Raw genomic sequence first — 23,415 nt, 5'->3', positions numbered from 1 at the left:
GGCGGCAGCGTGCGCAGACCCGGAGAAAGCACCCGGACCGGATGCCTCGCCGACGGCCCCTACCCGACGGCCCCTTACCCGACGGCTAGGAAAGCCTTCCCGCCGAGGACAGAACTCTGGCTTCCGCGCGATTACCGAAGATGCGCCGCGCGAAGACCATTGACCTCAAGCCCACGCAGACGACCTGAGGAGTCCGAGATGACCACGAACCGCCGCCCGATCCTCCACTGGCTCACCGCCCGGCTCGCGTCCTACCTGGAGGTGCCGGTGACCACCATCAGCCCCATGGTTCCGCTCGCCGAGATGGGAGTCGACTCGGTGCACGCGATCAGCCTGGTCGGTGACGTCGAACTGCACTTCGACATCGACGTCGACCCGACGATGATCTTCGACTACCCCACGCTGTCCCACATCGCCGATTTCATCGGCAGCGCCGTCGCCGAGCAACAGCAGCAGGTGGCCTAGAGCGCGACAGAGTCCGCGGTGCCCGTCCGGTCGTTGACAACGGCAAGAAATTTGCCGAAATTGACTCCGCCGCAAACCGAATTTCCCGCATCAGTCCAGCAATCGGGGTTGTGGAACCGTGTTTCAGCGACGATCATCGTCACTGCACTGGTTTGCTGATTCTGGCTCACCCCGCAGGAGCCGCATGAGGACGTCGCACACCACGGATCTCGTCTCGCATCTGCGGTCGCAGTTCGAGGCCCACCCCGCTGACCGCTGTTTCACCTTCCTCAACGAGTCCGGACGACATCTCGTGCCCGAGGTGACGACTTTCGCCGACCTGGACCGTGATGGGCGCGAACTCGCCGCCTGGCTGAGTTCACAACCGGAGGCCGAGCGGCCCGTACTGCTGCTGTTCGAGCCGGGCATCGATTTCTGGCGGGCGTTCCTCGGCTGCCTCTACGCGGGCGTGATCGCCATACCCACGCCGCTGCCCGTCGACCAGCGGAGCATGAAGCGGGTCGCGGGGATTCTTCGCGACGCGGACAGCGGGCTGGCCTTGACCACGGAAAAGTTGCGCGGGCTGTTCACCGCCGGGATCGACGAACTCGACCTTGCCGGCCCGCTGCGGTGCGTGGCCACCGATGACCGGCCGCTCGCCGATGCGGACTCGTGGACGATGCCGGACCTCACCGCCGACACCGTCGCGTTCCTCCAGTACACGTCCGGTTCGACCGGCGACCCGAAGGGCGTCGCCGTCACCCACGGCAACGTGGTGCACAACGAGACCGCGATGACCCAAGCCGTCCGAGCACACACGGCGTCGGTGATGGTCGGCTGGATCCCGCACTGGCACGACATGGGGCTGATGGGTCAGATGCTGGCGTTCTTCAACGGCGCGGACCTGGTGACGATGTCGCCGCTGGCGTTCCTCAAACAGCCCGTCCGGCTGCTGACGGCGATCAGCGATCACCGCGGAACGATGACCGCCGCACCGAACTTCGCCTATGACCTGATCGCGCGCCGGGTCGCACCGGATCAGCTGACCGGCCTCGACCTGTCGTGCTGGCAGGTCGCGCTCAACGGCGCCGAGCCCGTTCGCCGCCGCACGATCGAGCGGATCACCGACCTGCTCGCACCGGCCGGTTTCGCCCCGTCGTCGATGCGCCCCGCGTACGGCATGGCCGAGGTGACGTTGATGGCCACGTTCAGCAGCGACGGCCCGCGTCACCTCGATGCGGACGTCGACGCCCTCGAGCAGCACCGGTATGTGCCCGCAACGGGCCGTGCGGTCACCCTGGTGAGCTCCGGCCCGCCTGCGCCGGGCGTCGAGGTGCGGATCGTCGATCCCGAGACCTCGCATCCGCTGCCCGAGGACGCCGTCGGCGAGATATGGCTGCGCAGCCCGAGCGTCGCCAGCGGCTACCACCGCCGCCCCGTGCAGACCGCCGAGCAGTTCCGCGCCGAGACCGCCGACGGAGAGGGGCCGTACCTGCGTACCGGCGACCTCGGGCTGCTGCACGACGGCGAGCTCTTCGTCACCGGACGCCTCAAGGACCTGCTGATCGCCAACGGCCGCAATCTCTACCCGCAGGACATCGAGGAATTCGTGCAGGACGTGCACCCGGCCGTCGCCGGATCGCGGGGGTGCGCGGTGGCGGTCGACGTCGACGACGCCGAACGCCTGGTCCTGATCCAGGCGATCAAGACCGAGCTGCTGGGCGACACGAGCTGCGCCGAACTCGCCGCCGCCGTCAGAACCGCCGTGGCACGCGGCTTCGAGATCCCCGCGCCCGGCGTGGTGTTCGTCGAACGCGGCGGCATCCACCTCACCACCAGCGGGAAGGTGCAGCGCGCGTCGATGCGGGACGCCTTCCTGAAGGGTGAGCTCACCGACATCGTCTACGAGGAGCGCCCGCGATGACCGACATCGCCGTCGTCGGCCTCGACTGCCGCTTCCCCAAGGCGGCGGATCCCGGCGCGCTGTGGCGGCTGCTGCTCGACGGCGCGGACGGCATCGACGAGATCCCGCCCGGGCGGTGGGATGCCGCCGGACTGCTCGACGACGGCGTCGTCAACCACCGGGCCGGCGGCCTGATCGATGACGCCGATGCGTTCGACAACGACTTCTTCGGCATCGCGCCGCGCGAGGCGGAGGCGATGGACCCGCAGCAGCGGCTGCTGCTGCAGACGACGTGGCGCGCGCTGGAGAACGCCACCCTCGACCCTCGGGGGCAGGCCGGTTCCGACACCGGCGTGTTCGTGGGCGTGATGGCCAACGAATGGGCTCATCTGCACATGAGCGACTACCGCACCATCAGCGCGCAGGACGGCACCGGCAACGGCTACTTCATGACCGCGAACCGGCTGTCCTACCAGTTGGACCTCAAGGGCCCGAGCCTCGCTGTGGACACCGCATGTTCGTCGTCACTGGTCGCGGCGCATCTGGCCGTCCAGTCGCTGCGCGCAGGCGAGTGCGACCAGGCGATCGCCTGCGGTGTCAACCTCAGCCTCACGCCCGCCCTGAACGTCTTCTACACGAAGGCCGGCCGGGCCGCGCCCGACGGCCGCTGTAAACCGTTCAGCGGCAACGCAGACGGCATCGGCCGGGGTGAGGGCGTCGCCGTCGTCGTCCTGCGCCGGTGCTCCGATGCGCTCGCCGCCGGGCTGCCGATCTACGCCGTGATCAAGGGCAGCGCGGTGAACAGCGACGGCCGCAGCAACGGCATCACCGCGCCGAACCGCTGGGCGCAGCAGCAGGTCGCCGCGGCGGCCTACCGCGCCGCGGGGATCCGACCCGAACAGATCGACTTCATCGAAGCGCACGGCACCGGGACCCTGCTCGGCGACATGATCGAGGCGAAAGCGCTTGCACACGCGCATCGTTCACGCCGCGACACACCGTGTGCCGTCGGGTCGATCAAGGGCAACCTGGGTCACACCGAGGGCGCAGCCGGTATCGCCGGCCTGCTGAAAGTGGTTCTCAGCCTGCATCATCGAGTGGTGCCGCCGTCGCGCTTCGCGGACTCCGAGAACTCACAACTCCGGCTCGCCGACGGCGGCCTGCGGATGCTGGCCGAGCCGATGGAGCTGGCGCCGGGCACCGCGATCGCCGCGGTCTCCAGCTTCGGCATCGGCGGCACGAACTGTCACATGGTCCTCGCCGGTGCACCGCCGGCCGAACCTGCGCCGACGGCCACCGGACCCGGAGTGCTCACCCTCTCGGCGGGCTCCGCAGAAGATCTGCGCCGCAACGCATCACTGCTGGCCCGCGACATCGAGGACAGCGACGCTCCACTGGCGCAGCTGTGCTGGTCGACCAACCGCATCAAGGCCTCCGGCAGGGTACGGCTGGCGATCGTCGCCGGCGATCGCGGCGAGGCCGTCGCAGCGCTGCGCGGGGAGTACGCCACGGGCACCGCAGGCGGCATGTCGACCGGCTGGTTGTTCAGCGGCCAGGGCACCCAGTACGCCGGCATGGCGACGGCTCTCTACGAGACCAGCACGGTGTTCGGGGACGCCTTCGACGAGGTCGATGCGGCGATGACCCCGCATCTCGGGTCCTCCATCCGCGACGTCATGGACGACACTGGCGTCGATCGCACCGAGTTCGCCCAGCCCGCGATCTTCGCGCTGCAGTACGCGCAGGCCCAGGCGCTGCGCCGGCTCGGCGCCGAACCGGCCTGGCTGCTCGGGCACAGCATCGGCGAGTACACGGCGGCCGCCGTGGCCGAGGTGTTCAGCCTCGACGACGCGTGCCGCCTGATCGCCGCACGCGGCCGTCTCATGCAGCAGCTGCCGGCCGGCGGCGGCATGCTCGCCGTGCGCGCCGGCGCGGCCGTCGCATCCGACTTCCCCCTCGACCTCGCCGCGGTGAACGGCACCGGCGAGATCGTGCTGTCCGGTGCGACGGACGCGATCGACGACGCCGCGAACAGCCTGGAAGGGGCCGGGATCACCGTGCGCCGGCTCAACGTGTCGCACGCGTTCCACTCGCGCCTGATGGATCCGATGACCACCGAGTTCGCCGCCGTCGCCGCATCGTGCTCCTACGGACTGCCCGCCGTGCCGGTCTTCTCCACACTGCACGGCCGGCTGCTCGGCGATGACGAACCGATGGACGCCGCGTACTGGACCGCCCACATCCGGGCCACCGTGCGGTTCGCCGACGCGGTCGCAGAGGCGATGCAGGCCGAGCCCACGCATCTCGTCGAGTTCGGCGCCAAACGCACGCTCGCGCAGATGATCACGCGATCGCACCAGGATTCGCCACCCGCTCTGGCCGTCGGCACCGACCTCACCGGAGCCGTCGCCGCGCTCTACCGGGACGGCCTCGACCCCGAGTGGGACCTGTTGTACCCGCCGGAGGCCCGGGCCGTCCACCGGCTCAGCGGCTACTCGTTCAGCACCGCCAACCGGTTCTGGTTCACCGAACCGACTGCGGCAGCCGCCGGGCCGGCGAATGTCTCGACGAAGGATTCGACGATGGACGATCTCATCGCGCTGTTCCGCGAGCAGGCGGCCGTGCTCGCCGCCTACGGACAGGGCAAGCCACCGGGTCCCGCTCCGACCTCGGTCGCGCCGCAGGCGAATCCGACCGTCGACACGACGGCGATCGTGCGCTCCGAGATCGCGCGGGTCAGCGGATTCCCCGAGCAGGATCTCCGCAGCGCCCAGACCATCGTCGGCGACCTCGGGTTCGACTCGATCATGGTGGCCGACGTCTTCAGCGGGCTGGCACGAAAGCTCCCCGGCGTGGCCATCGACCCGGCCGGCTTCGGCCCGGCCACCACACTCGCCGACGTGATCAGCATGGCAGGCGGGCAGGAGACCCATTCGGCGACAACGGCACCCGCAGCGGCGCCGGCCGTGCGCCCGCAGTTCCGGATCGCGGAGTTCGACGAGGTGAAGGCGCTGGCCGAGCGGTTCGCATTCGGCGCGGCCATCGGCGTCGACAACCCCTACTTCAGGGTCAACGACGGCGTCACCCGTGACACCTCGATCATCGACGGCGCCGAGGTGATCAACTTCTCCAGTTACAACTACCTGGGGATGTCGGGCCACCCCGCGGTGGCCGAGGCGGTGTCGGACGCGGTGCGCCGATGGGGCAGCTCGTGCTCGGCGTCAAGACCGATCTCGGGCGAGAAGCCCGTGCACCGCGAACTGGAGCTCGCGCTGGCCGAACTGCTCGGGACCGAGGACGCGATCGCCCTCGTCAGCGGCCACGCCACCAACGTCACGGTGATCGGGCACCTACTCGGCCAGGGCGACCTGGTGATCCACGACAGCCTCGCGCACGACAGCATCATGCAGGGCTGCATCCTGTCGGGGGCCACCCGCCGCCCGTTCCCGCACAACGACCACGCCGCGCTCGACGAACTGCTCGCCGGCATCCGTCACCAGTACCGCCGGGTGCTGGTGATCATCGAGGGCGTCTACAGCCAGGACGGCGACATCCCCGACCTGCCCGCCTTCATCGCCGTCAAGCGCAAGCACCAGGCGCTGCTCATGATCGACGAGGCGCACAGCATCGGCGTGCTCGGCGAGACCGGCGGCGGCATCGGCGAACACTTCGGCGTCGACCGCACCGACGTCGAGCTGTGGTCGGGCACGATGTCGAAGTCGCTGGCCGGCTGCGGCGGCTACGTCGGCGGCAGCCGGGAGCTGATCGAGTTCCTCAAATACACGACGCCGGGCTTCGTCTACAGCGTCGGCATGCCACCGCCGACCGCGGCGGCCTCACTTGCCGCGATCCGCGCGATGCGCAGCGAACCCGAGCACCTGCGCCGGCTGCGCGAGCTGTCCGCGCTGTTCCTCACCCTCGCCCGGGAAGCCGGCCTCGACACCGGCGACAGCGCGGGCACGCCCGTCGTGCCCTGCATCGTGGGCAGCTCGGCCATCGCGCTGAAGCTGTCCAACGCGCTGCTCGGACGCGGCATCAACGCCAACCCGATCATCTATCCGGCCGTGCCGGAGGACAAAGCGCGACTGCGCTTCTTCGTCACCAGCTGCCATTCCGACGAGCAGATCCGGTACACGGTGAAAGCGCTCGCCGAGGAACTCGCGATCCTCACGGACGCCCCCTGAAGGGCTGGTGTCACGATGCGGTTGTTCTGCTTCCACCACGCCGGCGGCGCCGGGGCGATGTTCAACGGCTGGAACAAGGCGCTGGGCCCGGCGGTCGACGTCGTCGCGGTCGAGGTCCACAACCGCGAGCGATTCACCACGCTGAGCCAACTCGTCGACCACCTCGACGATCAACTCCGGCCGGCACTCGACGGCCCCCACGCGTTCTTCGGCCACAGCTTCGGCGCCCTGCTGGCCTACCGGTTGGCCTGTGTGCGCGCCGCGGCTTGCGCCCCGATGCCGCGTGCACTCGTGGTGTCCTCCTTCCCTCCCCCGCACCTCCCGGCGCCGATCCCCCACCACCTCGACGACCACCAGATGACGGCGCTGCTCTCCGACCTCGGCGGCATCCCGCCGGAGGTCGCCGAATGGCCCGCGCTGCGCGACGGCGCCGTCAAGGCGGCTCGAATCGACCTGCGGCTCTGCAGCACCGACGATGGGAGCCGACCCGTGGTGCTCACGTGTCCCATCCACGCCTTCGGCGGCAGCGACGACCCGCTGATCACGGAATCCGACCTGCACGAGTGGAGTTCGCACACGACGGGCACCTGCTCCGTGCACATGCTGCGCGGCGGCCACTTCTATCTCGATGACGGACCGCCGCTGTTCACCGCCCTGCTGCCCGTGCTGGCCAGACTCCCGGCCGTGAGCCAGACATGCTGACCCGGCTGGCCGTTCTCACGGTGCGACGGCCGAAGCTGATCCTGCTCGCCGTCCTCGCGCTGCTCGGTGTCAGCCTCGTCTTCGGCGCCACGGTGTCCCAGAAGCTCGGCGTCGGCGGGTTCGTCGACCCGGCCGCGGAGTCGTCGCAGGTCGCCGAGTATCTCGACCAGAACTTCCCCACGACACCGAATCTGGTGCTCGAAGTGGTCGCCCGTGACGGCGCCGTGGACCGTCCCGACGTCGCGGCAGCCGCCGACCGGGTGCGCCGGATCGTCGAGACCGAACCTGCGGCGAAGGTGGTCGGCTCACTGAGCCGGCCCGTCGCGATCCTGGTCCACGTCGGCGGGTCCACTGACGAGGCCACCAAGACGGCGATCCGGATCATCGACGAACTGGCCACCGACGACGCGGCGGTCGACGTGCGTGCGGGCGGCCCGCTGGGTGTGTCGGTGGAGATCGAGGACCGGGTCAGCAAGGACCTCGTGGTCAGCGAGAGCATCGCGCTGCCCGTCCTGCTCGCCGTGCTGGTGATCGTCTTCGGCGGGCTCGTCGCCGCTTTCCTCCCGCTGGCCATCGGCATCACATCGATCGTGATGACGCTGCTGGTGTTGGCGATCATGGTGGCCGTCACCGACGTGTCGGTGCACGCGCTCACCGTCGCAACGGCATTCGGGCTCGGGTTGTCCATTGACTTCGGCCTGCTGATGGTGTCGCGGTTCCGTGAGGAGCGCGCACTGGGCAGGGACCACGAGGCGGCCATCGTCGCCACGGTCACGACGGCGGGCCGGACGATCATCTTCAGCGCCGCGACCGTCACCCTGGCCATGTCGGGACTGTTGGTGTTCCCGCTCTACTTCCTGCGGTCGACCGCACTCACCGCGAGTGCGGTCGTGATCCTGTCGGCGCTCAGCGCGATCGTCGTGTTGCCCGCGCTGCTGGCCCTGCTCGGGAGGCGCATCGATTCGCTCGCGGTCATCCGGCGGAGAGTCCCGCTCTCGGCGGAGTCGGCGTTCTGGCGACGATGCGCCGAGGCGGTGACGAAAAGACCGCTGCAGTGCGCACTCCCGGTGATCGCGGTTCTGCTGGTGCTCGGCATCCCCTTCCTCGGCGTACAACTCGCGATGCCAGACGAACGAGCGCTGCCTGCCGATTCCGATGCCCGGCTGGTGGCCGAATCGCTGCAGGAGGACTTCGCCGCGGACAGCTCACAGGCGGTGACACTGCTGGCCCGCAACGATGTTCGTGCCCTCGACGGGGTGGCCGTCTCGGCGTCGGGGATGGACGACGTGGTTCGGGTGGTCGCGCCCGGCGGCACGTACGAGAGGGGCGAGCGCATCGCCGGTCCGACGCCGGGCTTCGAAAATGACGGCGCCGCATACGGACTGGTCTATCTGTCGGTCGACGCCCAGTCCGACGCGGCTCAGCAGGTCGTGCACGCGATCCGGTCGGACGCCGCCGAGCGCCAGGTACAGGTGGGCGGACCGACCGCCACGCTGATCGACACCAGCGCGGCGGTCGGGGACCGTCTTCCGACGGCGATCCTGTTGATCGCGCTGGCCACGTTCGTGCTGCTGTTCCTGTTCACCGGCAGCATCGTCGTGCCACTGAAGGCGCTCGTCCTGAACCTGCTGATGCTGAGCGCGGTGCTCGGCACGATGGCCTGGATCTTCCAGGACGGGCATCTGACCTCGCTGTTGGGGGTCACGCCGGCGCCGCTGAACCTGTCGATGGTCGTGCTGCTGTGCTGCATCGCGTTCAGCCTGTCCGTCGACTACGAGATCTTCCTGCTCAGCCGGATCAACGAGGCTCGCGACGCGGGGCTGTCGAACAACGACGCCATCGTCGTCGGCCTCTCCCGCGTGGGCCGGATCATCAGCAGCGCAGCGCTTCTGCTCACCATCACGCTGTTGTCGTTCGCCAACGGGCTGTCGTTCATGAAGATGTTCGGCATCGGCACCGCACTGGCGATCGTCATCGACGCCACCGTGATCCGCGGTGTGGTGGTGCCGGCGTTCCTGCGCGTCGCGGGCGACCTGAACTGGTGGGCGCCGGGACCGCTGAAGCGGTTGCATGCCCGCATCGGCTTCAGCGAGGCCCCGGCACCTGTGCGGGAGGAGGACACGCAGCGACTTCCACCGGTGCGCGCACCCGAGCCGGAGACGGTGCGGCTTCCGGCGCCGCCACGCGACGAGGACACCGTGCGGCTACCGCCGAAGCGCGCACCGGAACCCGACACCGTCCGGCAGCGGGCGCCGGTGATCCGGCGCGACGAGGACACCGTGCGACTCCCGCCGGCGGGTGGGCCGGAATCCGACACGGTGCGGCACAGGGCGCCGAGGGTGCCCCGGCCGCCTCGATGAGCAGGCATGAAACAGCCCCTCGCCTGAATAATCAGGTTCGGGGCTGTGGCGGTGGCGGAGGGATTTGAACCCTTTCCTCAATCCCTCGTGGCGTCGCTTTTCTTCCCTGAAATGCGGAAATAGGCCCTGGCTGATCACGTGTGATTACGGCCGATCATGGCCAACTGGGGGCAGAAAGTGGGCAGTGCTCCCGGCAGCGCATCACGTGCAGACCGCAATTCACGTGGCCGCTCCTGCGGCCGGCCACGCGTCAAGTTCACCGAGCGCGCCGAGATGGTCGCAATCGCCACCAAGCACTGACTGCGTGCGGCGCCCTCAGGAAGCGAACGCCGCGAGCAGCGCCTCGCACTGCCGGTCGAAGAACGTACGCGACACCTCGGCGGTGCGGGCCACGATGTCGAACCCGTGAAACGCGCCGGTGACGACATAGGTGGTACAGGCAACGCCGGCCTCTTCGAGACGACGGCCGTACTCGACGTCTTCGTCGTGGAGTGGGTCGAGGGTACCGACTCCGATCCAGGCCGGCGGTAGACCAGAAAGATCGTCATGGCGCGCGGGCACCGCGGCCTTTACGTCGGCGTCGCGCAAGTAGGCGGCCCATCCCAACCGGTTGGTCTTGGCATTCCACATCCGATGGTGCCGAGAGTCGATACCGGGCCGATCGCTGGAGCGGTCGTCGAGCATGGGGTACACCAGCAGCTGGAAGAGTGGCGCAAGCTCACCGCGGTCGCGTGCCCACAGTGCCAGCGCCGCGGCCAGGCCTCCGCCGGCGCTCGCCCCGCCGATCGCGATCCGCGTGGGGTCGACGCCGGGAAGCTGAGTCAACCACACCAACGCGTCGTAGCAGTCCTTCAGCGCCGCGGGATGCGGGTGTTTTGGCGCCAAGCGGTAGTCCACCGCGGCGACGGGCACTCCGAGCCGGTCGGCAAAACGTTGACACAGCCGGTCATCCTGGGCCGCCGACCCGATGACGTAACCACCACCATGAACCCACAACAGCGCACCACTCCCGTCCCCGCCATGGGAGGGACGGTGCAGCCGAATGGTCGCTCCGCTCGACAGGACCGCCGCAGCGGCATCCCGTGGAGCCAGCCGCGCCTGCAGTCGACTGAGCGGTCGAATAATCGGCAACGTGTAACGGTTGAAGGCACCCCGCGGCAGCACACGCGCACGCGCACGCAGGTCGGGGTGGAATGGTTCACTCACCGGTATCAGACCGGGAACGTGACGCCAGTGAGTTGCTCTGCAACAGCCCATAGTCGCTTGTGTACAGTCAAATCATGCGATCTCGCACTCGATTTCACCAACGTCGGGTACCCCCTGAGCTCGAACGGTCCATCCGGCCCCCAGTACTGGCCACCGCGCACCTGCGGGCCGGTCGCCGCGAGCAGCTGCGGTAACGCTCCCATCGCAGGACTCTGGCCCACCCACGGCCCGGCCCACCTCATCAACGGAGCGACCGGCTTCCACACGTGACGTATCAACTCCGAATCGGTGAACCCAGGGTGCGCGGCAACAGCGATCGTGGCCGAACCGGCGGCGGCCAGGCGTGCCTGTAGCTCATAGCAGAACATCAAGTTCGCAAGCTTCGACTGCGCGTAAGCGGCGCCACGCTTGTAGCTGCGCTCCCACTGCAGGTCGTCGAAATGAATCGCACCGCCCATCTTGTGGGCGTTACTGCTGACGACCACGACCCGCGACCCGTCGACCGACATCAGGCGGTCGAGCAGCAGCCCGGTCAACGCGAAGTGACCGAGATAGTTTGTGCCGAACTGCAACTCGAAGCCATCGACGGTGACCTCCTTGGGCGGGATCATCACGCCGGCATTGTTGACAATCAGGTCGATACGTGGACAGGCCGCCAAGAGGGTCGCCGCCGCGTCCCGGACCGACTGCAACGAGCCCAGGTCGAGAGCCGCGACCATGACCTCGGCGCCGGGCGCGGTGGTCAAAATCCGATCCCGGGCGGCAGCGCCCTTGTCGGTATTGCGCACTGCGAGCACCACTTTGGCGCCGCGCTCGGCCAAAACGCGCGCCGTGTCATAGCCCAGACCGGTGTTGGCCCCAGTGACAACGGCTACTCGACCGGTTTGGTCGGGTACGTCCGCCTCGACCCACTTCTTCTTCCTCGACATAGACATGCCCCGCTTCGTGAACGCTTGAACTTGGGTTTCTGCGCACTTCGGGCCCTCCGCTCGTATGCAGCAGTGGATCGATGCCTCTCAGCGGGTGTGGAGGGTAACTGGCAACAGGGTAGGTCCCCGCAGGGAGCTGTTGGTCGACCACGTCGTGGGTCCGTCGGCCGAGATGCGGGTGACGCGAGCGACGAGCTCGCGCAGGACAGCATGGGCTTCCATTCGCGCCAACGGGGCGCCGACGCACATGTGCGCGCCGTAGCCGAACGCGATATGCATGCGGGGGTTACGGTCCACCCGGTATATGTGCGGGTCGTCGAAAACGAGCGGATCCCTGTTCGCGGCACCGAACGACATCAGGATTCGAGAACCCGAGGGGATCGTCACATCACCGACTTCGTAGGGAGCCCGGGTGTAGCGATACAGGTTCTGGATTGGGCTGCTGTAGCGGAGTTGTTCTTCTATGGCCATGGGGATCAGGTCGGGATTGGCGCGGATCGCGTCGTATTGCTCGGGGTCCCGCGCCAGGGTGTCGATCATGCTACCGAGGAGGTTGGTGGTGGTTTCGTTTCCAGCGATCAATAGCAGGATCGCGATGTAGAAAAGCTGGTCGTCGGTCAGACTGCCGTCGTCGCTGTGCTCGAGCAGCCGGCCCAGAACCGTGGTGGATCCCTTCATCTCGCCGGCAGCAAGGTGATCGAGGAAGTATCGGCGCAGTGCCATGGCGGCGCGTAACGCGCGAGTGGTGTTGACGACACCTTTGAGGGTGGGCGAGAAGTCGATGAGGCGCACGCTTTCCTCCGACCAACGCCTGAAGTCGGCGATGTCGGTACCCGGGACGCCCAGGATGGCGGCGATCGCGCGCAGCGGCATCGGGACAGCCATCGTCTGCACCGCGTCGCCGCCAGGATCGGCGATCATGGCGTCGACGAGCTCCACAGCGAGGTCATCGACGGTGGCATTCCAACTGTCCAACGCTCGCTTGGTAAAAGCCGGCTGGACTTGCTTGCGGAGACGGCTGTGTTCAGCACCGTCGGTAACCACGACGAGATCTGCGGCCATCCGGATCCTGGTGACTCCCTGGCTACTGGTTACTCGATCGGTGTCACGCAGGGCGGCGCGCACATCGTCGAGCCGATGCAATATCCAGGTTTGCCGTCGAGGGTTGTAGTGCACCCGTCCGCCTCGATGCAGCGCCTCGTAGGCAGCAAACGGGTGCGCGGCCGTGTTGGGATCCAGCGGATCATAGGCGGTGTTGACGGCGCCGGTCCATCCACGATATCCCAGCCGGCGAATACGGATCGCTGCCGAGACGTTCAGCCGCACTGCCGACGTCAGCGGCTTGAGCATGGACGCGGCGCCTTGGGCGGGGTTGGTCGCGGTCATCTCGGGTGGCCTTTCACGAAGAGTGGCAGACGTCGGGTTGGAGGGCGAGAGGTGGGAGGGTCACGCGTCGCGCGGGTGTTGTGAAGGCTGGGAGAGTATTCGGCGAAACAATTGTCTGTGCGACTGCAATTTTTGGTACGACAGTGCCGAACCCGCGAAAGGCGCCCGCGCCGGAACTAAGGCCGCCGATGCCGATACGGGCCCTCGCGCGCAAGTCAGGGTGATAGTCGTCGGACGACATCGTGATTTCAACGCGACCTGGCCCCGCCACGTCTCAGACTGCCGGGCCACCACGGTCGTGGCGCGCCCGATCGGGGCGGGCGGAGGTTCGGCGTCATGGGTTCAGGCTGCGAGCCAGCGTCTGAGCCGTCAATATCCATCGCCGAATGTGAGAACGGGCGAGGGTGGGGCATACCCATCTGTGTCGCGTCGTGGCCTGCGGAACTCGCACTATCGTGCAAACCGGCCGCAGAAACTTCTCATCGTGATAATGCTGATTGTCGAGACATCGTCGTAAATGAGGGAGGTGCGATGGCGCGAACGGACTGGCTGGTGGGAGCCGACCGCCGCACCGAGGCGGTCGAACGCATCTATTCCGCCGCCGCGGAGCTGGTCTCCCAACAAGGATTCGAAGCGTTCACGATCGGCGCGCTGGCCGAGAAGGTGCATTGCTCGCAGGCCACCATCTATCGCAACGTCGGCGGCAAGGCGGCGATCCTGGAAGGCGTTGTGCACCAAATGTCGATGCGCATCGTTGCCCAGGTCAGAGACGCGATCGCTGACCTCGACGGCGCCGAACGCGTCGTGACGGCCATCCTCGTCGCTTTGGACCACATCCGCGCCGAGCCGCTGGGGCCGTTGATGATGGGCACGATCCGCCCAGACCACGACAGCGGATGGCTTACCGCCTCTCCGGTGGTGACAGGCCTCGCGGGACAGATGATCGGCCGCAGCGACCCGTTGGCCGCCCAGTGGCTCATCCGCGCGACGCTGGCGTTGTGGTACTGGCCGGTCAAAGACCGGGCCACCGAGCGCGAGATCGCCGCACGATTCATCGGCCCATGCTTCGACGACCGCCGCTGACCTTCCCTCGCGACGCCCGACCGCAAGGAATTCGCCTGCTGCGACCAAGTCGGTGATCGGCGAAACCCGTTTTCGCGGAGTGAGAGAAATGGCGGACAAATTCTCACTCTTCTTCGCTGGTCGGAACGGCGCCGTCCACTTCAAACGGCTGCGTGTTCCGGCAACCGGTTGTCATCTTCCTCGCGGCGCGTTGACTCCCTCGGCTCGAGAAATTCAAGCTGGGCCGGTGGTGACCACGGTGCGACAAACCGGTGAACAAGGCTCGGCCTGAACTGTGTCCGCGCATAAGTCGTCTCGCAGGTCAGCGCTGGTTTCGCCGGCGGCGGTGAAACCTCTGGCAGGGTTGATCACCACGGTGTGTCTGGCCGCGATCGTCACGCTGTGTGTGGCGATGTTCCGTGGGGACTTCATCGCCTCCGAGCCCGTCACGGTGCTGTCCTCGCGCGCAGGATTGGTGATGGATCCCGATGCCAAGGTCAAGCTGCTCGGCGTCGAGGTGGGTCGGGTCACCTCGATCGAATCGCGCCCCGACGGCCAAGCGGCGCTGCACCTGGCTATAGACCCCGGGCAGTTGAAGCTGATCCCGGAGAACGTGGTCGTCGACATCGCCTCCACGACGGTGTTCGGCGCCAAATACGTCCAGCTGGTGTTGCCGCCTGACCCGTCGACTCGTTCGCTGCGCAGCGGGCAGGTGCTAGCGGCTCAGCAAGTGACCGTCGAAATCAACACGCTGTTCGAAAAGTTGACCTTGTTGCTGTCCTCGATCGAGCCGGGCGAACTCAACGCGACCCTCGAGGCGATCTCCACGTCTCTTTCCGGGCGAGGACAGAAAATCGGTCAGGCGTTCGCCGACCTCGACGCCTTCCTGGCCCGACTGGAACCAAGCCTACCCACCCTCGAACACGACATCGCCACAGCTGCTCCCGTATTCGGCGCACTCGCCGACGCCGCCCCGGATCTACTGACCACAGTCGCCAATACCACCCGATTGAGTTCCACTCTCGTCGAGCGCCAACAGGACCTGGACGCGGTGCTGATGTCGACGATCGGATTGGCGGATGTGGGAACCGACGTGCTGGGTGCTAACCGTCAGCCGCTGACCGACGTGCTCGATCTGTTGGTGCCGACAACCGATCTGACCAGCCGCTACCACGAGGGGATCTATTGTGCGTTAGCAGGTTTCATTCCAATTACCGAAAGCCCGCCCTCCCCGGCTCCCGGTGTGGTGGCCAGCTTGGGCTTCTCGTTCGGCATGGACCGTTACCGGTATCCGTCGAACCTGCCCAAGGTCGCTGCGACCGGCGGTCCTCACTGCGGCGACATCGGCCTACCGGATATGCCATCGGGGTTCAAGCCCAAGTTCGTTTTGGCCGATATCGGTGCCGACCCTACGCAATACGGCAACGAAGGTATCGTGCTCAATTCCGACGGGCTCAAACAGCTGCTCTTCGGCCCCATTGACGGTCCACCCCGTAACACCGCCCAGATCGGGCAACCCGGATGAACCGATCCGGATGGACCATGGTCAAGGTCGGCGCGTTCGCCGTGGTGATGGTGGTGCTCACTGCCGCGCTGTTTCTCACGTTCAGCCAGTTCCGCAGCGGCTCCACCAACAGCTATTCGGCGGTGTTCACCGACGTATCGAGTTTGAAAACAGTTGACAGCGTCCGTGTTTCGGGCATCCGTATGGGCACCGTGTCGAAAATTGCGTTGCAGTCAGACAAGACCGTGGTTGTCAACTTTGACGCCGATCGTAAGGTGGTGCTGACTAGCGGCACCAAGGTGGCCGTGCGCTACCTCAACCTCGTCGGTGACCGCTACCTCGAATTGGTCGACGCTCCAGGGGCCAGCCAGCTGCTGGCTGCCGGGGCGCAGATTCCGCGCGAGCGGACCGAGCCTGCTCTGGATCTCGATGTGCTGCTGGGTGGGCTCAAGCCGGTCATCCGCGGACTGAACCCCCAAGACGTCAATGCATTGACTTCGTCGCTCATCCAGATCTTTCAGGGCCAAGGCGGCACCTTGGAGTCCATTTTGTCGAAGACCTCGTCGTTCTCCACCGCGATCGCCGATCGCCACGAAGCCGTCGAGCGGCTCATCGACAACCTCAACACCGTCGCCGCGACGCTAGCCGATGACGGTCCTCGCTTCTCGGAGAGCATCGACCGACTGCACAAGCTCGTCGAAAGTCTGTCCGCTGACCGCGATCCGATCGGTACCGCCATCGAGGCCCTCGAAACCGGTACGGCGTCGGTGGCTGATCTGCTCACCCAGGCCCGTCCTCCGCTCAAGGGCACCGTTGATGAGCTCAACCGGCTCGCGCCGCTGCTTGATGAGGACAAAGAACTCCTCGACACCGCTCTGCAGAAGGCGCCCAACAACTACCGCAAATTGGTGCGGCTGGGTGCCTACGGCAGCTTCATCAACTACTACATCTGCGCAGTCAGCTTCCGCGCCAGTGATCTTCAAGGACGCACTGTGGTGTTCCCGTGGATCAAGCAGGACACGGGAAGGTGCGCAGAACCCTGATGTTGAAATACCGGGGCACACGTCTCATCCGTGCAGGATTCATCGGCGTCACGTTGATCATCATGGTGATCGCGGTCGGGCTCAACCCCGAACGCATCATCACCTGGGCTACCAGCGTGCGCTATCAGGCGATGTTCGCACACGTCGGCGGACTGGTCATCGGCAACGACGTCAAAGTATCGGGAGTCAAGGTCGGAACGGTATCCAACGTTGTGCTGCAGGCAGGCAAAGCGATGGTGACGTTCACCGTCGACAGCACAGTTGCACTGGGATCGGCAACCACCGCCCACATCCGCACCGGCTCCCTACTGGGGCAACGCGTCCTGACACTGGAGTCCTCCGGCTCCACCACGATGCGGCCCAACGCGGTGATCCCGTTGTCACGCACCGGATCGCCGTACTCGTTGACCGACGCCGTGGGTGAGCTCACCACCAACGCCGCCGGCACCGACACCGCCGCGCTCAACCAGTCCCTGGACACCCTCAGCGCCACCCTCGACCAGATCGCACCCCAGATCGGGCCGGCTTTCGATGCGGTGTCGCGGTTGTCCCGCTCGATCAACAGCCGCGATGAGACCCTGGCCGAATTGCTGCGCCACACCAGCACCGTCACCGATGTGCTCGCCAAACGCAGCGGTCAACTCAACGCGCTGATCCTCAACGCCAACTATCTCATCGAGGTGCTCGCCGAACGCCGTCAGGCCATTGTCGACCTGCTGGCCAACACCTCCGTGGTCGCCCAACAAGTGTCCGGACTGGTCGCCGACAACGAAGAGCAGCTGGCACCCACCCTGGAAAAGCTCAACTCAGTGACGGCCATGCTGGAAGAGAACCGCGACAACATCGCCAAAGCACTACCCGGACTGGCGAAATACCAAGTGACGCAGGGAGAGACGGTCGCCAACGGATACTACTACAACGCCTACATCCCCAACCTGGCGCTACCGGAAGTCCTGCAGCCCTTCCTCGACTACGCGTTCGGTTTCCGCCGCGGCACCAACAACGGCCAACCCCCCGACAACGCCGGACCACGCGCTGAAATCCCGTTCCCCTATAACGGGATTCCCCAGCCCGGAGATCTGCCGCCACGATGACCAGACGCCGACTTGTCACCATCGCAGCCCTCACGCTGGCGGTCGCTCTCGCCGGCGGGGTCACGCTGTTGGTTCGCCAAACGTTCCTGGGGCCCACCACCATCACCGCGTACTTCACCAAGGCCATCGCGATCTATCCCGGTGACACCGTCCAGATCGCCGGGGTAACAGTCGGGCGTATCGACGCGATCGACTCCGAAGGCACCCGCGCCAGGATGACGCTGAAGCTGGACCGGGGCGTTCCTGTGCCCGCCGATGCCAAGGCGGTCATCGTGTCACAGAACCTGGTCGCGGCCCGCTACGTCGAACTGACCCCGGCCTACGAGCCCGGCGATGGTCCGCTCATGGCTGATGGCGCCCAGATCCCGCTGCAACGCACCGCCGTACCCGTGGAGTGGGATCAAGTCAAAGACCAATTGATGCGACTGGCCACCGACCTCGGACCCCGCGCTGATGCGCCGCCGTCCATTTCGCGGTTCATCGACAGTGCCGCGGCCGCACTGGACGGTAACGGCGGCAGGCTGCGCGACGTCATCGCCCAGCTCTCCGGTGTGGCGCGGGTACTGGCCGACGGTAGCGGCGACATCGTCGACATCATCACCAATCTGCAGACCTTCGTCACCGCACTGCGCGACAGCAACACCCAAATCGTGCAATTCCAGGACCGATTCGCCACCTTGACCAGTGTGCTCGACGAGAGCCGCTCCGATCTCGACGCCGCGGTGACCCACCTGTCCTCGGCGATCACCGATGTGCAGAGGTTCATCGCCGGGAGCCGCAACCAGACCTCCGAACAAATCCAACGCCTCGCGAACGTCACCCAGAACCTTGTCGATCACCGCACCGATCTGGAGAACGTACTGCACATCGCCCCCAACGCGGTCGCCAACGCCTACAACATCTGGAACCCCGACTCCGGAGATGTCAACGGCTCCTTCGTACTGACCAATTTCTCCAACCCCGTCCAGTTCATCTGCGGGGCCATCGGTGCCGTGGAGAACATCACCGCCCCCGAGACCGCCAAGCTATGCGCCCAATACCTCGGGCCCGGCCTGGACCTGCTCAACTTCAACGGGCTGCCATTCCCGATCAACCCGTTCCTGGCTCCCGCCTACAGCCGCGACAACATCATTTACACCGATCCCAAACTCGCCCCGGGCGGATCAGGACCCGCCCCCACCGCACCTAGGCAGCCACCCGCACTGTCGGCCTACCCCGCACCGGCGGCGCCGCCGCTGCCAAGCTTGCTGTTGCCCAGCACACCACCCGAGCCCGCGCAGGGCGCCACGCCGCCGCTGCTTCCCGCAGAAATCCCCTCACCGCAAACTCCGGCGGCCGTCCCCGAGCCACACTCATGACCCTCATCCGCAGTTCACGTCGCCTCCTGTGCCTTTTCGCGGCCATTACGCTCGCCGCCTCCGGCTGTGCCTTCCAGGGAGTCAATTCCCTGCCGCTGCCCGGCGCCGTCGGCCGCGGTCATGACGCCGCCGTCTTTCACATTCAGATCAAGAATGTGGGAACCCTCGAACCCAACGCTCCCGTGCTCATCGCCGATGTCATCGTCGGCAGCATCGCATCGATGACAGTTGATAACTGGCACGCCAACGTCGACGTCTCACTGCAACCCGACGTCATCGTCCCCGCCAACGCCGTCGCCACGGTGGGTCAAACCAGCCTTCTCGGCTCGATGCACCTCGCACTGGACCCCCCCGCCGGCCAAACACCCACCGGACGGCTCGCGCCTGGTTCCACGCTCGGACTCAACCGCGCGTCGACCTACCCTTCGACCGAACAAACCCTTTCTACGCTGTCAGTGCTGATCAACTCCGGCGGTGTCGGCCAGATCGGCGACATCATCAGTAATACCAATGCCATCCTGCAGGGCCGCGAGGAGCAGATCCGTGGCGCGCTGACCCGACTCGACACCTTCATCGGCGCCATGGACAGTCAGCGCGACAACCTCGCCGCCACCATCGACAACCTCGACCGCCTCGCCGGCATCCTGGCCGGACAAACCAACACCCTCACCGACGCGTTGCGCGACATCCCACCCGCACTCGAGGTGCTCGACCGCGAACGGCCCAAACTGACCGAGGCGCTGACCAAACTCGGCAAGTTCAGCGACATCACCACCCGGTTGATCAACGACAGCCAAGCCGACCTCTTGGCGAATCTGCGCAATCTGCAACCCACCCTCAAGGCGCTCGCCGACGTCGGCCCCAAGCTCGACGCCGCGCTCGCCCTGGCACCGACATTCCCCTTCCCCCAGAACGTGATCGACCGAGGAGTGCGTGGCGACTACCTGAACCTCTACGCCGTTGTCGATCTGACCTACCCGAGGCTGAAGCGCACCATCTTCCGCGGCACCCGGTTCGAAGATATCGACGCCGACTTGATTCCGGCTCCCGGTGACCCGTACTACCTTCAATACACCTACGACCCGCTCAACGCCCCCCTGACCAAGACCGTGCCGACGGCGCCGCCAGGCACACCGGCCCCCGCCGGACCTCCGTCGGCCGGCTCGCCGACGGCGCCAGAGACCGGGCCGCCCTCGCTGCCGGCCGAAGCGCCGACGCCGCCGCTACCGACTGGGGGCGGGAACTGATGCTTCCGCGCTTCGTCCGCATCCAGCTCGTGATCTTCACCATCGCCTCTGTCGTCGGCGTCTCGGTGATGCTGGTCAACTATCTGCAACTGCCGACCATGCTGGGCATCGGCCGGATGAGCGTCACCGTCGAACTGCCCAACAGCGGCGGACTGTACCGCTTCGCCAACGTCACCTACCGCGGGGTGCAAGTCGGCAAGGTCAGCGCCGTCCTCCTTGATCCCGGACCCCCCACCCACACCAAAGCCCAACTGACGCTGAACAGCTCGGTCAAGATCCCCGCCGCCCTCACCGCCGAAGTGCACAGCATCTCCGCGATCGGAGAACAATACGTCGACCTGGTACCCCACACCGACGCGCCGCCCTACCTTCGCGAAGGCTCGGTCGTCGCCATGACCGACACCACTGTGCCCCAACAAGTCGGGCCCCTGCTCGACCAAACCAGCGCCCTACTCAGCAGCATCCCGAAAGAAAAACTCGAAGCCCTCCTCGACGAGACATTCACCGGCCTCAACGGCGCCGGTTTCGACCTCGGTTCACTGGCCGACTCGACATCGCGACTGACGGGCGACCTCAACACAGTCGCCGATCGCACCCAGGCGCTCATCGATGACAGCGCTCCGCTGCTGGACGCACAGGACGCCAGCTCCGACGCACTGCGCACCTGGAGCCGCAGCCTGGCCGGCGTCACCACTCAGTTGGTCGACAACGACCCGCACATTCGCGCCCTGCTCAGCCAGGGACCGGCGGCCGCCGACGAAATCTCAGCACTGCTGAGCCAGATCAAACCCACCCTGCCAGTCCTGCTGGCCAACCTCACCACCATCGGGCAGATCGCGGTCACCTACAACCCCTCTCTGGAGCAGGTCCTGGTGCTGCTACCGCCGTTTGTGTCCACTGTCCAAGCCGCGATGCCCCGCAACAACGCCACCGGAATACCCACCGGCGGTGAATTCGCGATCACCGCAGGCGACCCCAATCCGTGCACCGTCGGCTTCCTGCCGCCCTCTCAATGGCGCTCCCCGGCCGACCTCAGCGACATCGACACCCCCGACGGGCTGTACTGCAAGCTGCCCCAGGACTCCCCGACCACGGTTCGCGGCGCCCGCAACTACCCGTGCATCGCCCACCCCGGCAAACGCGCGCCGACCGTGCAGCTGTGCAACGACCCCAACGGCTTCCAACCACTGTCCGCGCGCCCCCACATCCTAGGTCCCTACCCGTTCGACCCCAACCTCATCGCCCAGGGCATACCGCCCGACTCACGAGTCTCCCGAGACGACAACATTTTCGGCCCCACCACCGGCACGCCGCCGCCACCAGGAGGCGTTCCCGCCGACACTCCGGCGGGAGTTCCGCCGCCGCCGCAGCTGCCGCCGCCCCCTGAGGTAGCACCGGGCACAGCCCCCACGGTCGCGCCCAGCGCCTACCAACCAGGGCAACAACCACCCGGTTTCGCTGTTGCGCAGTACAACCCGCGCACAGGCAACTATCTGGGCGCTGACGGCGCTTTGTACACCCAAGCCGATCTCGGTGGCACACCAACCCCATCAACGTGGACCGATCTGCTGCCGCATTGACTCGCGCCGAGCGGCCACAGCCCACTCCCTCACATCCAGGAACCGCCATGAAGACAGCCATCACGACGTGCGTCGTGGCCGCCGCCACCTTCGTTGCCATCAGCTCGCCGGCGACCGCCGATACCTCGGAACTGGAAGGGGCCCTCAACGGCACATTCCGCGCTCAGTCCAACGGCGACTGGGCAAAGGGCAACGAAATGTACTACGCCCAAGAAACAGTGACAGCGACCTGGATCATCACCAGCACCTGCACCAACCCGACCGATTGCACCGGACAGGTCAGCAGCGATCAAGGCTGGAGCGCAGTGATATACAAGACGTCGGGTCTGTGGAACATCAGGCACACCGTGCCGCGGTGGCTACCCTGCCCCGACGGAACGGCCGCCGATGGGCTACAGCACTACCGCTTCTACCCTGTCTCTGGCGAAACCGGACAGGTCGACAACAGTCAATACGACCTCTTCGCCGGCCTCGACGAAACCACCGGCCCCAGCGGCGCGTGCGGAATCAACAGACCCGTGCTGATTTCCTTACCGTTCAAGCTGACCCGGATCAGCTGACTGATCATGCATCCCCCGCAGACTTCGACGTCTACGGGTCCGCTACGTCGTGATCGACTGAACCACTGTTCTAGCGAACTGAAGTGGTCAATACGCTCCTGGCGTTCGTCCTCGCGTTCTCCGACGCCGGTTGCGAAGAGGCGACCCTCCCGAAGCTTGTCGAGCACATAACGCCCATCCAGATCAACGACTCCCAGCAGCTCTTCGACTCGGACATCGTCAATCGGCTGAGGGCCAGAGGCGCGAACGGGTTTGTCTGCGACCGAGGTCGCGGTCTCTCCGCTGGCGTCAATGTGTTGGCGCTTCAGCGGATGCTCGGACACAAGAGCGCCAAGGTGACCCTGGATACCTACGCGAACCTCTACGACGACGATGTGGATGCTGTCGGAGCTGCTTTTCACGCCCGGTAGTCACCGGAAGATGTGAGCAAGCTGTGGGCAAGCAGCGATGCACACCATCGACCCGACAGGGGCATAGCCGCTCCACCTGCATGATCAGGAGGAGGGCTTGTGGCGGTGGCGGAGGGATTTGAACCCTCGGACGGGGGTTACCCGTCACACGCTTTCGAGGCGTGCTCCTTAGGCCGCTCGGACACGCCACCGTGTGGCAGCTTACCGAAGCTCGTCGGACGGCCCTAATCGCGCTACCGCTGTTTCGCGAAGAACGCCTCCAGCGGCGCCGCGCACTCGCCGGCCAGCACGCCGCCGCGCACCTGCGGCCGGTGGTTGAGCCTGCGGTCGCGCACCACGTCCCACAGCGAACCGACCGCACCGGTCTTGGGCTCCCACGCCCCGAACACCAGCCGCCCCACCCGCGCCAGCACCAGCGCGCCCGCGCACATCGTGCACGGCTC

Annotated in this window: 18 protein-coding genes and 1 tRNA gene; 14 read left to right on the top strand and 5 right to left on the bottom strand. The window is 66.5% G+C overall.

The genetic code is table 11. The annotated features are described in order from the left end of the window. Window positions 1–198: 198 nt before the first annotated feature. The 5 genes from Q2100_RS07175 (at window position 199) to Q2100_RS07155 (ending at window position 9,593) form a co-directional block, all read left to right on the top strand. The gene (locus Q2100_RS07175) at window positions 199–465 is read left to right on the top strand and encodes an acyl carrier protein (RefSeq protein ID WP_302913438.1); all 267 of its coding nucleotides are present in this window, start codon (window positions 199–201) and stop codon (window positions 463–465) included. A gap of 184 nt (window positions 466–649) precedes the next feature. Next, window positions 650–2,368: a fatty acyl-AMP ligase gene (locus Q2100_RS07170; protein WP_302913437.1), complete on the top strand. Its 1,719-nt coding sequence runs from the start codon at window positions 650–652 to the stop codon at window positions 2,366–2,368. Further along, the gene (locus tag Q2100_RS07165; RefSeq protein WP_302913436.1) at window positions 2,365–6,531 is read left to right on the top strand and encodes a type I polyketide synthase; all 4,167 of its coding nucleotides are present in this window, start codon (window positions 2,365–2,367) and stop codon (window positions 6,529–6,531) included. Before Q2100_RS07170 ends, Q2100_RS07165 begins: the two co-directional genes overlap by 4 nt. A gap of 15 nt (window positions 6,532–6,546) precedes the next feature. Next, window positions 6,547–7,233: a thioesterase II family protein gene (locus Q2100_RS07160; protein ID WP_302913435.1), complete on the top strand. Its 687-nt coding sequence runs from the start codon at window positions 6,547–6,549 to the stop codon at window positions 7,231–7,233. Then, window positions 7,227–9,593: an MMPL family transporter gene (locus tag Q2100_RS07155; RefSeq protein ID WP_302913434.1), complete on the top strand. Its 2,367-nt coding sequence runs from the start codon at window positions 7,227–7,229 to the stop codon at window positions 9,591–9,593. The genes Q2100_RS07160 and Q2100_RS07155 overlap by 7 nt, the downstream gene beginning before the upstream one ends. 315 nt (window positions 9,594–9,908) lie before the next feature. On the opposite strand, the gene Q2100_RS07150 is transcribed toward Q2100_RS07155, so the two are convergent. The 3 genes from Q2100_RS07150 to Q2100_RS07140 all read right to left on the bottom strand — a co-directional run bounded on the left by Q2100_RS07150 (window position 9,909) and on the right by Q2100_RS07140 (window position 13,114). Next, a complete protein-coding gene (locus tag Q2100_RS07150; protein ID WP_407667592.1) occupies window positions 9,909–10,850 on the bottom strand; it encodes an alpha/beta hydrolase in 942 nt (313 codons plus the stop codon). Further along, entirely contained in the window at window positions 10,805–11,728 is a 924-nt protein-coding gene (locus Q2100_RS07145; protein WP_302913432.1) for an SDR family NAD(P)-dependent oxidoreductase, read from the bottom strand. The genes Q2100_RS07150 and Q2100_RS07145 overlap by 46 nt, the downstream gene beginning before the upstream one ends. Before the next feature lie 87 nt (window positions 11,729–11,815). Then, the gene (locus Q2100_RS07140) at window positions 11,816–13,114 is read right to left on the bottom strand and encodes a cytochrome P450 (protein ID WP_302913431.1); all 1,299 of its coding nucleotides are present in this window, start codon (window positions 13,112–13,114) and stop codon (window positions 11,816–11,818) included. Window positions 13,115–13,645: 531 nt separating this feature from the next. Here Q2100_RS07140 and Q2100_RS07135 point away from each other — a divergent pair. The 9 genes from Q2100_RS07135 to Q2100_RS07095 all read left to right on the top strand — a co-directional run bounded on the left by Q2100_RS07135 (window position 13,646) and on the right by Q2100_RS07095 (window position 22,972). Then, the gene (locus Q2100_RS07135) at window positions 13,646–14,197 is read left to right on the top strand and encodes a TetR/AcrR family transcriptional regulator (RefSeq protein ID WP_264011579.1); all 552 of its coding nucleotides are present in this window, start codon (window positions 13,646–13,648) and stop codon (window positions 14,195–14,197) included. A gap of 343 nt (window positions 14,198–14,540) precedes the next feature. Next, on the top strand, window positions 14,541–15,701 hold the full coding sequence (locus Q2100_RS07130) for an MCE family protein (protein WP_328518114.1): 1,161 nt from the start codon (window positions 14,541–14,543) through the stop codon (window positions 15,699–15,701). Next, on the top strand, window positions 15,698–16,723 hold the full coding sequence (locus Q2100_RS07125; RefSeq protein WP_302913430.1) for an MCE family protein: 1,026 nt from the start codon (window positions 15,698–15,700) through the stop codon (window positions 16,721–16,723). The genes Q2100_RS07130 and Q2100_RS07125 overlap by 4 nt, the downstream gene beginning before the upstream one ends. After that, window positions 16,723–17,817, top strand: coding sequence for an MCE family protein (locus Q2100_RS07120; RefSeq protein ID WP_302913429.1), 1,095 nt, complete (start codon window positions 16,723–16,725; stop codon window positions 17,815–17,817). Before Q2100_RS07125 ends, Q2100_RS07120 begins: the two co-directional genes overlap by 1 nt. Further along, window positions 17,814–19,175: an MCE family protein gene (locus Q2100_RS07115; protein WP_302913428.1), complete on the top strand. Its 1,362-nt coding sequence runs from the start codon at window positions 17,814–17,816 to the stop codon at window positions 19,173–19,175. Before Q2100_RS07120 ends, Q2100_RS07115 begins: the two co-directional genes overlap by 4 nt. After that, window positions 19,172–20,422, top strand: coding sequence for an MCE family protein (locus tag Q2100_RS07110; protein WP_302913427.1), 1,251 nt, complete (start codon window positions 19,172–19,174; stop codon window positions 20,420–20,422). The genes Q2100_RS07115 and Q2100_RS07110 overlap by 4 nt, the downstream gene beginning before the upstream one ends. Continuing rightward, a complete protein-coding gene (locus Q2100_RS07105; protein ID WP_302913426.1) occupies window positions 20,422–22,002 on the top strand; it encodes an MCE family protein in 1,581 nt (526 codons plus the stop codon). Before Q2100_RS07110 ends, Q2100_RS07105 begins: the two co-directional genes overlap by 1 nt. Window positions 22,003–22,049: 47 nt before the next feature. Continuing rightward, window positions 22,050–22,562, top strand: coding sequence for an Rv2253/PknI dimerization domain-containing protein (locus tag Q2100_RS07100; RefSeq protein WP_302913425.1), 513 nt, complete (start codon window positions 22,050–22,052; stop codon window positions 22,560–22,562). Between the two features lie 227 nt (window positions 22,563–22,789). Continuing rightward, window positions 22,790–22,972, top strand: coding sequence for a hypothetical protein (locus Q2100_RS07095; RefSeq protein WP_302913455.1), 183 nt, complete (start codon window positions 22,790–22,792; stop codon window positions 22,970–22,972). Window positions 22,973–23,072: 100 nt separating this feature from the next. Here Q2100_RS07095 and Q2100_RS07090 read toward each other — a convergent pair. Both Q2100_RS07090 and Q2100_RS07085 read right to left on the bottom strand, forming a co-directional pair. Beyond that, a tRNA-Ser gene (locus Q2100_RS07090) sits at window positions 23,073–23,163 on the bottom strand. A 42-nt stretch (window positions 23,164–23,205) separates the two neighbouring features. Further along, the coding region (locus Q2100_RS07085; RefSeq protein WP_302913424.1) for a nucleoside deaminase at window positions 23,206–23,415 on the bottom strand (210 nt) is incomplete at its 5' end.

Origin of the sequence: Mycolicibacterium arseniciresistens, assembly GCF_030519285.1 — a bacterium.
Classification (GTDB): Bacteria; Actinomycetota; Actinomycetes; order Mycobacteriales; family Mycobacteriaceae; genus Mycobacterium; species Mycobacterium arseniciresistens.
Note: the sequence above shows the minus strand (reverse complement) of the source record. Positions and strands in the feature narration are given on the sequence as shown.

Coding starts and splice junctions, on each gene's coding strand:
- Q2100_RS07175 (WP_302913438.1), top strand. CDS start 199: ATGACCACGAACCGCCGCCCGATCCTCCACTGGCTCACCGCCCGGCTC.
- Q2100_RS07170 (WP_302913437.1), top strand. CDS start 650: ATGAGGACGTCGCACACCACGGATCTCGTCTCGCATCTGCGGTCGCAG.
- Q2100_RS07165 (WP_302913436.1), top strand. CDS start 2,365: ATGACCGACATCGCCGTCGTCGGCCTCGACTGCCGCTTCCCCAAGGCG.
- Q2100_RS07160 (WP_302913435.1), top strand. CDS start 6,547: ATGCGGTTGTTCTGCTTCCACCACGCCGGCGGCGCCGGGGCGATGTTC.
- Q2100_RS07155 (WP_302913434.1), top strand. CDS start 7,227: ATGCTGACCCGGCTGGCCGTTCTCACGGTGCGACGGCCGAAGCTGATC.
- Q2100_RS07150 (WP_407667592.1), bottom strand. CDS start 10,850: ATGGGCTGTTGCAGAGCAACTCACTGGCGTCACGTTCCCGGTCTGATA.
- Q2100_RS07145 (WP_302913432.1), bottom strand. CDS start 11,728: ATGTCGAGGAAGAAGAAGTGGGTCGAGGCGGACGTACCCGACCAAACC.
- Q2100_RS07140 (WP_302913431.1), bottom strand. CDS start 13,114: ATGACCGCGACCAACCCCGCCCAAGGCGCCGCGTCCATGCTCAAGCCG.
- Q2100_RS07135 (WP_264011579.1), top strand. CDS start 13,646: ATGGCGCGAACGGACTGGCTGGTGGGAGCCGACCGCCGCACCGAGGCG.
- Q2100_RS07125 (WP_302913430.1), top strand. CDS start 15,698: ATGAACCGATCCGGATGGACCATGGTCAAGGTCGGCGCGTTCGCCGTG.
- Q2100_RS07120 (WP_302913429.1), top strand. CDS start 16,723: ATGTTGAAATACCGGGGCACACGTCTCATCCGTGCAGGATTCATCGGC.
- Q2100_RS07115 (WP_302913428.1), top strand. CDS start 17,814: ATGACCAGACGCCGACTTGTCACCATCGCAGCCCTCACGCTGGCGGTC.
- Q2100_RS07110 (WP_302913427.1), top strand. CDS start 19,172: ATGACCCTCATCCGCAGTTCACGTCGCCTCCTGTGCCTTTTCGCGGCC.
- Q2100_RS07105 (WP_302913426.1), top strand. CDS start 20,422: ATGCTTCCGCGCTTCGTCCGCATCCAGCTCGTGATCTTCACCATCGCC.
- Q2100_RS07100 (WP_302913425.1), top strand. CDS start 22,050: ATGAAGACAGCCATCACGACGTGCGTCGTGGCCGCCGCCACCTTCGTT.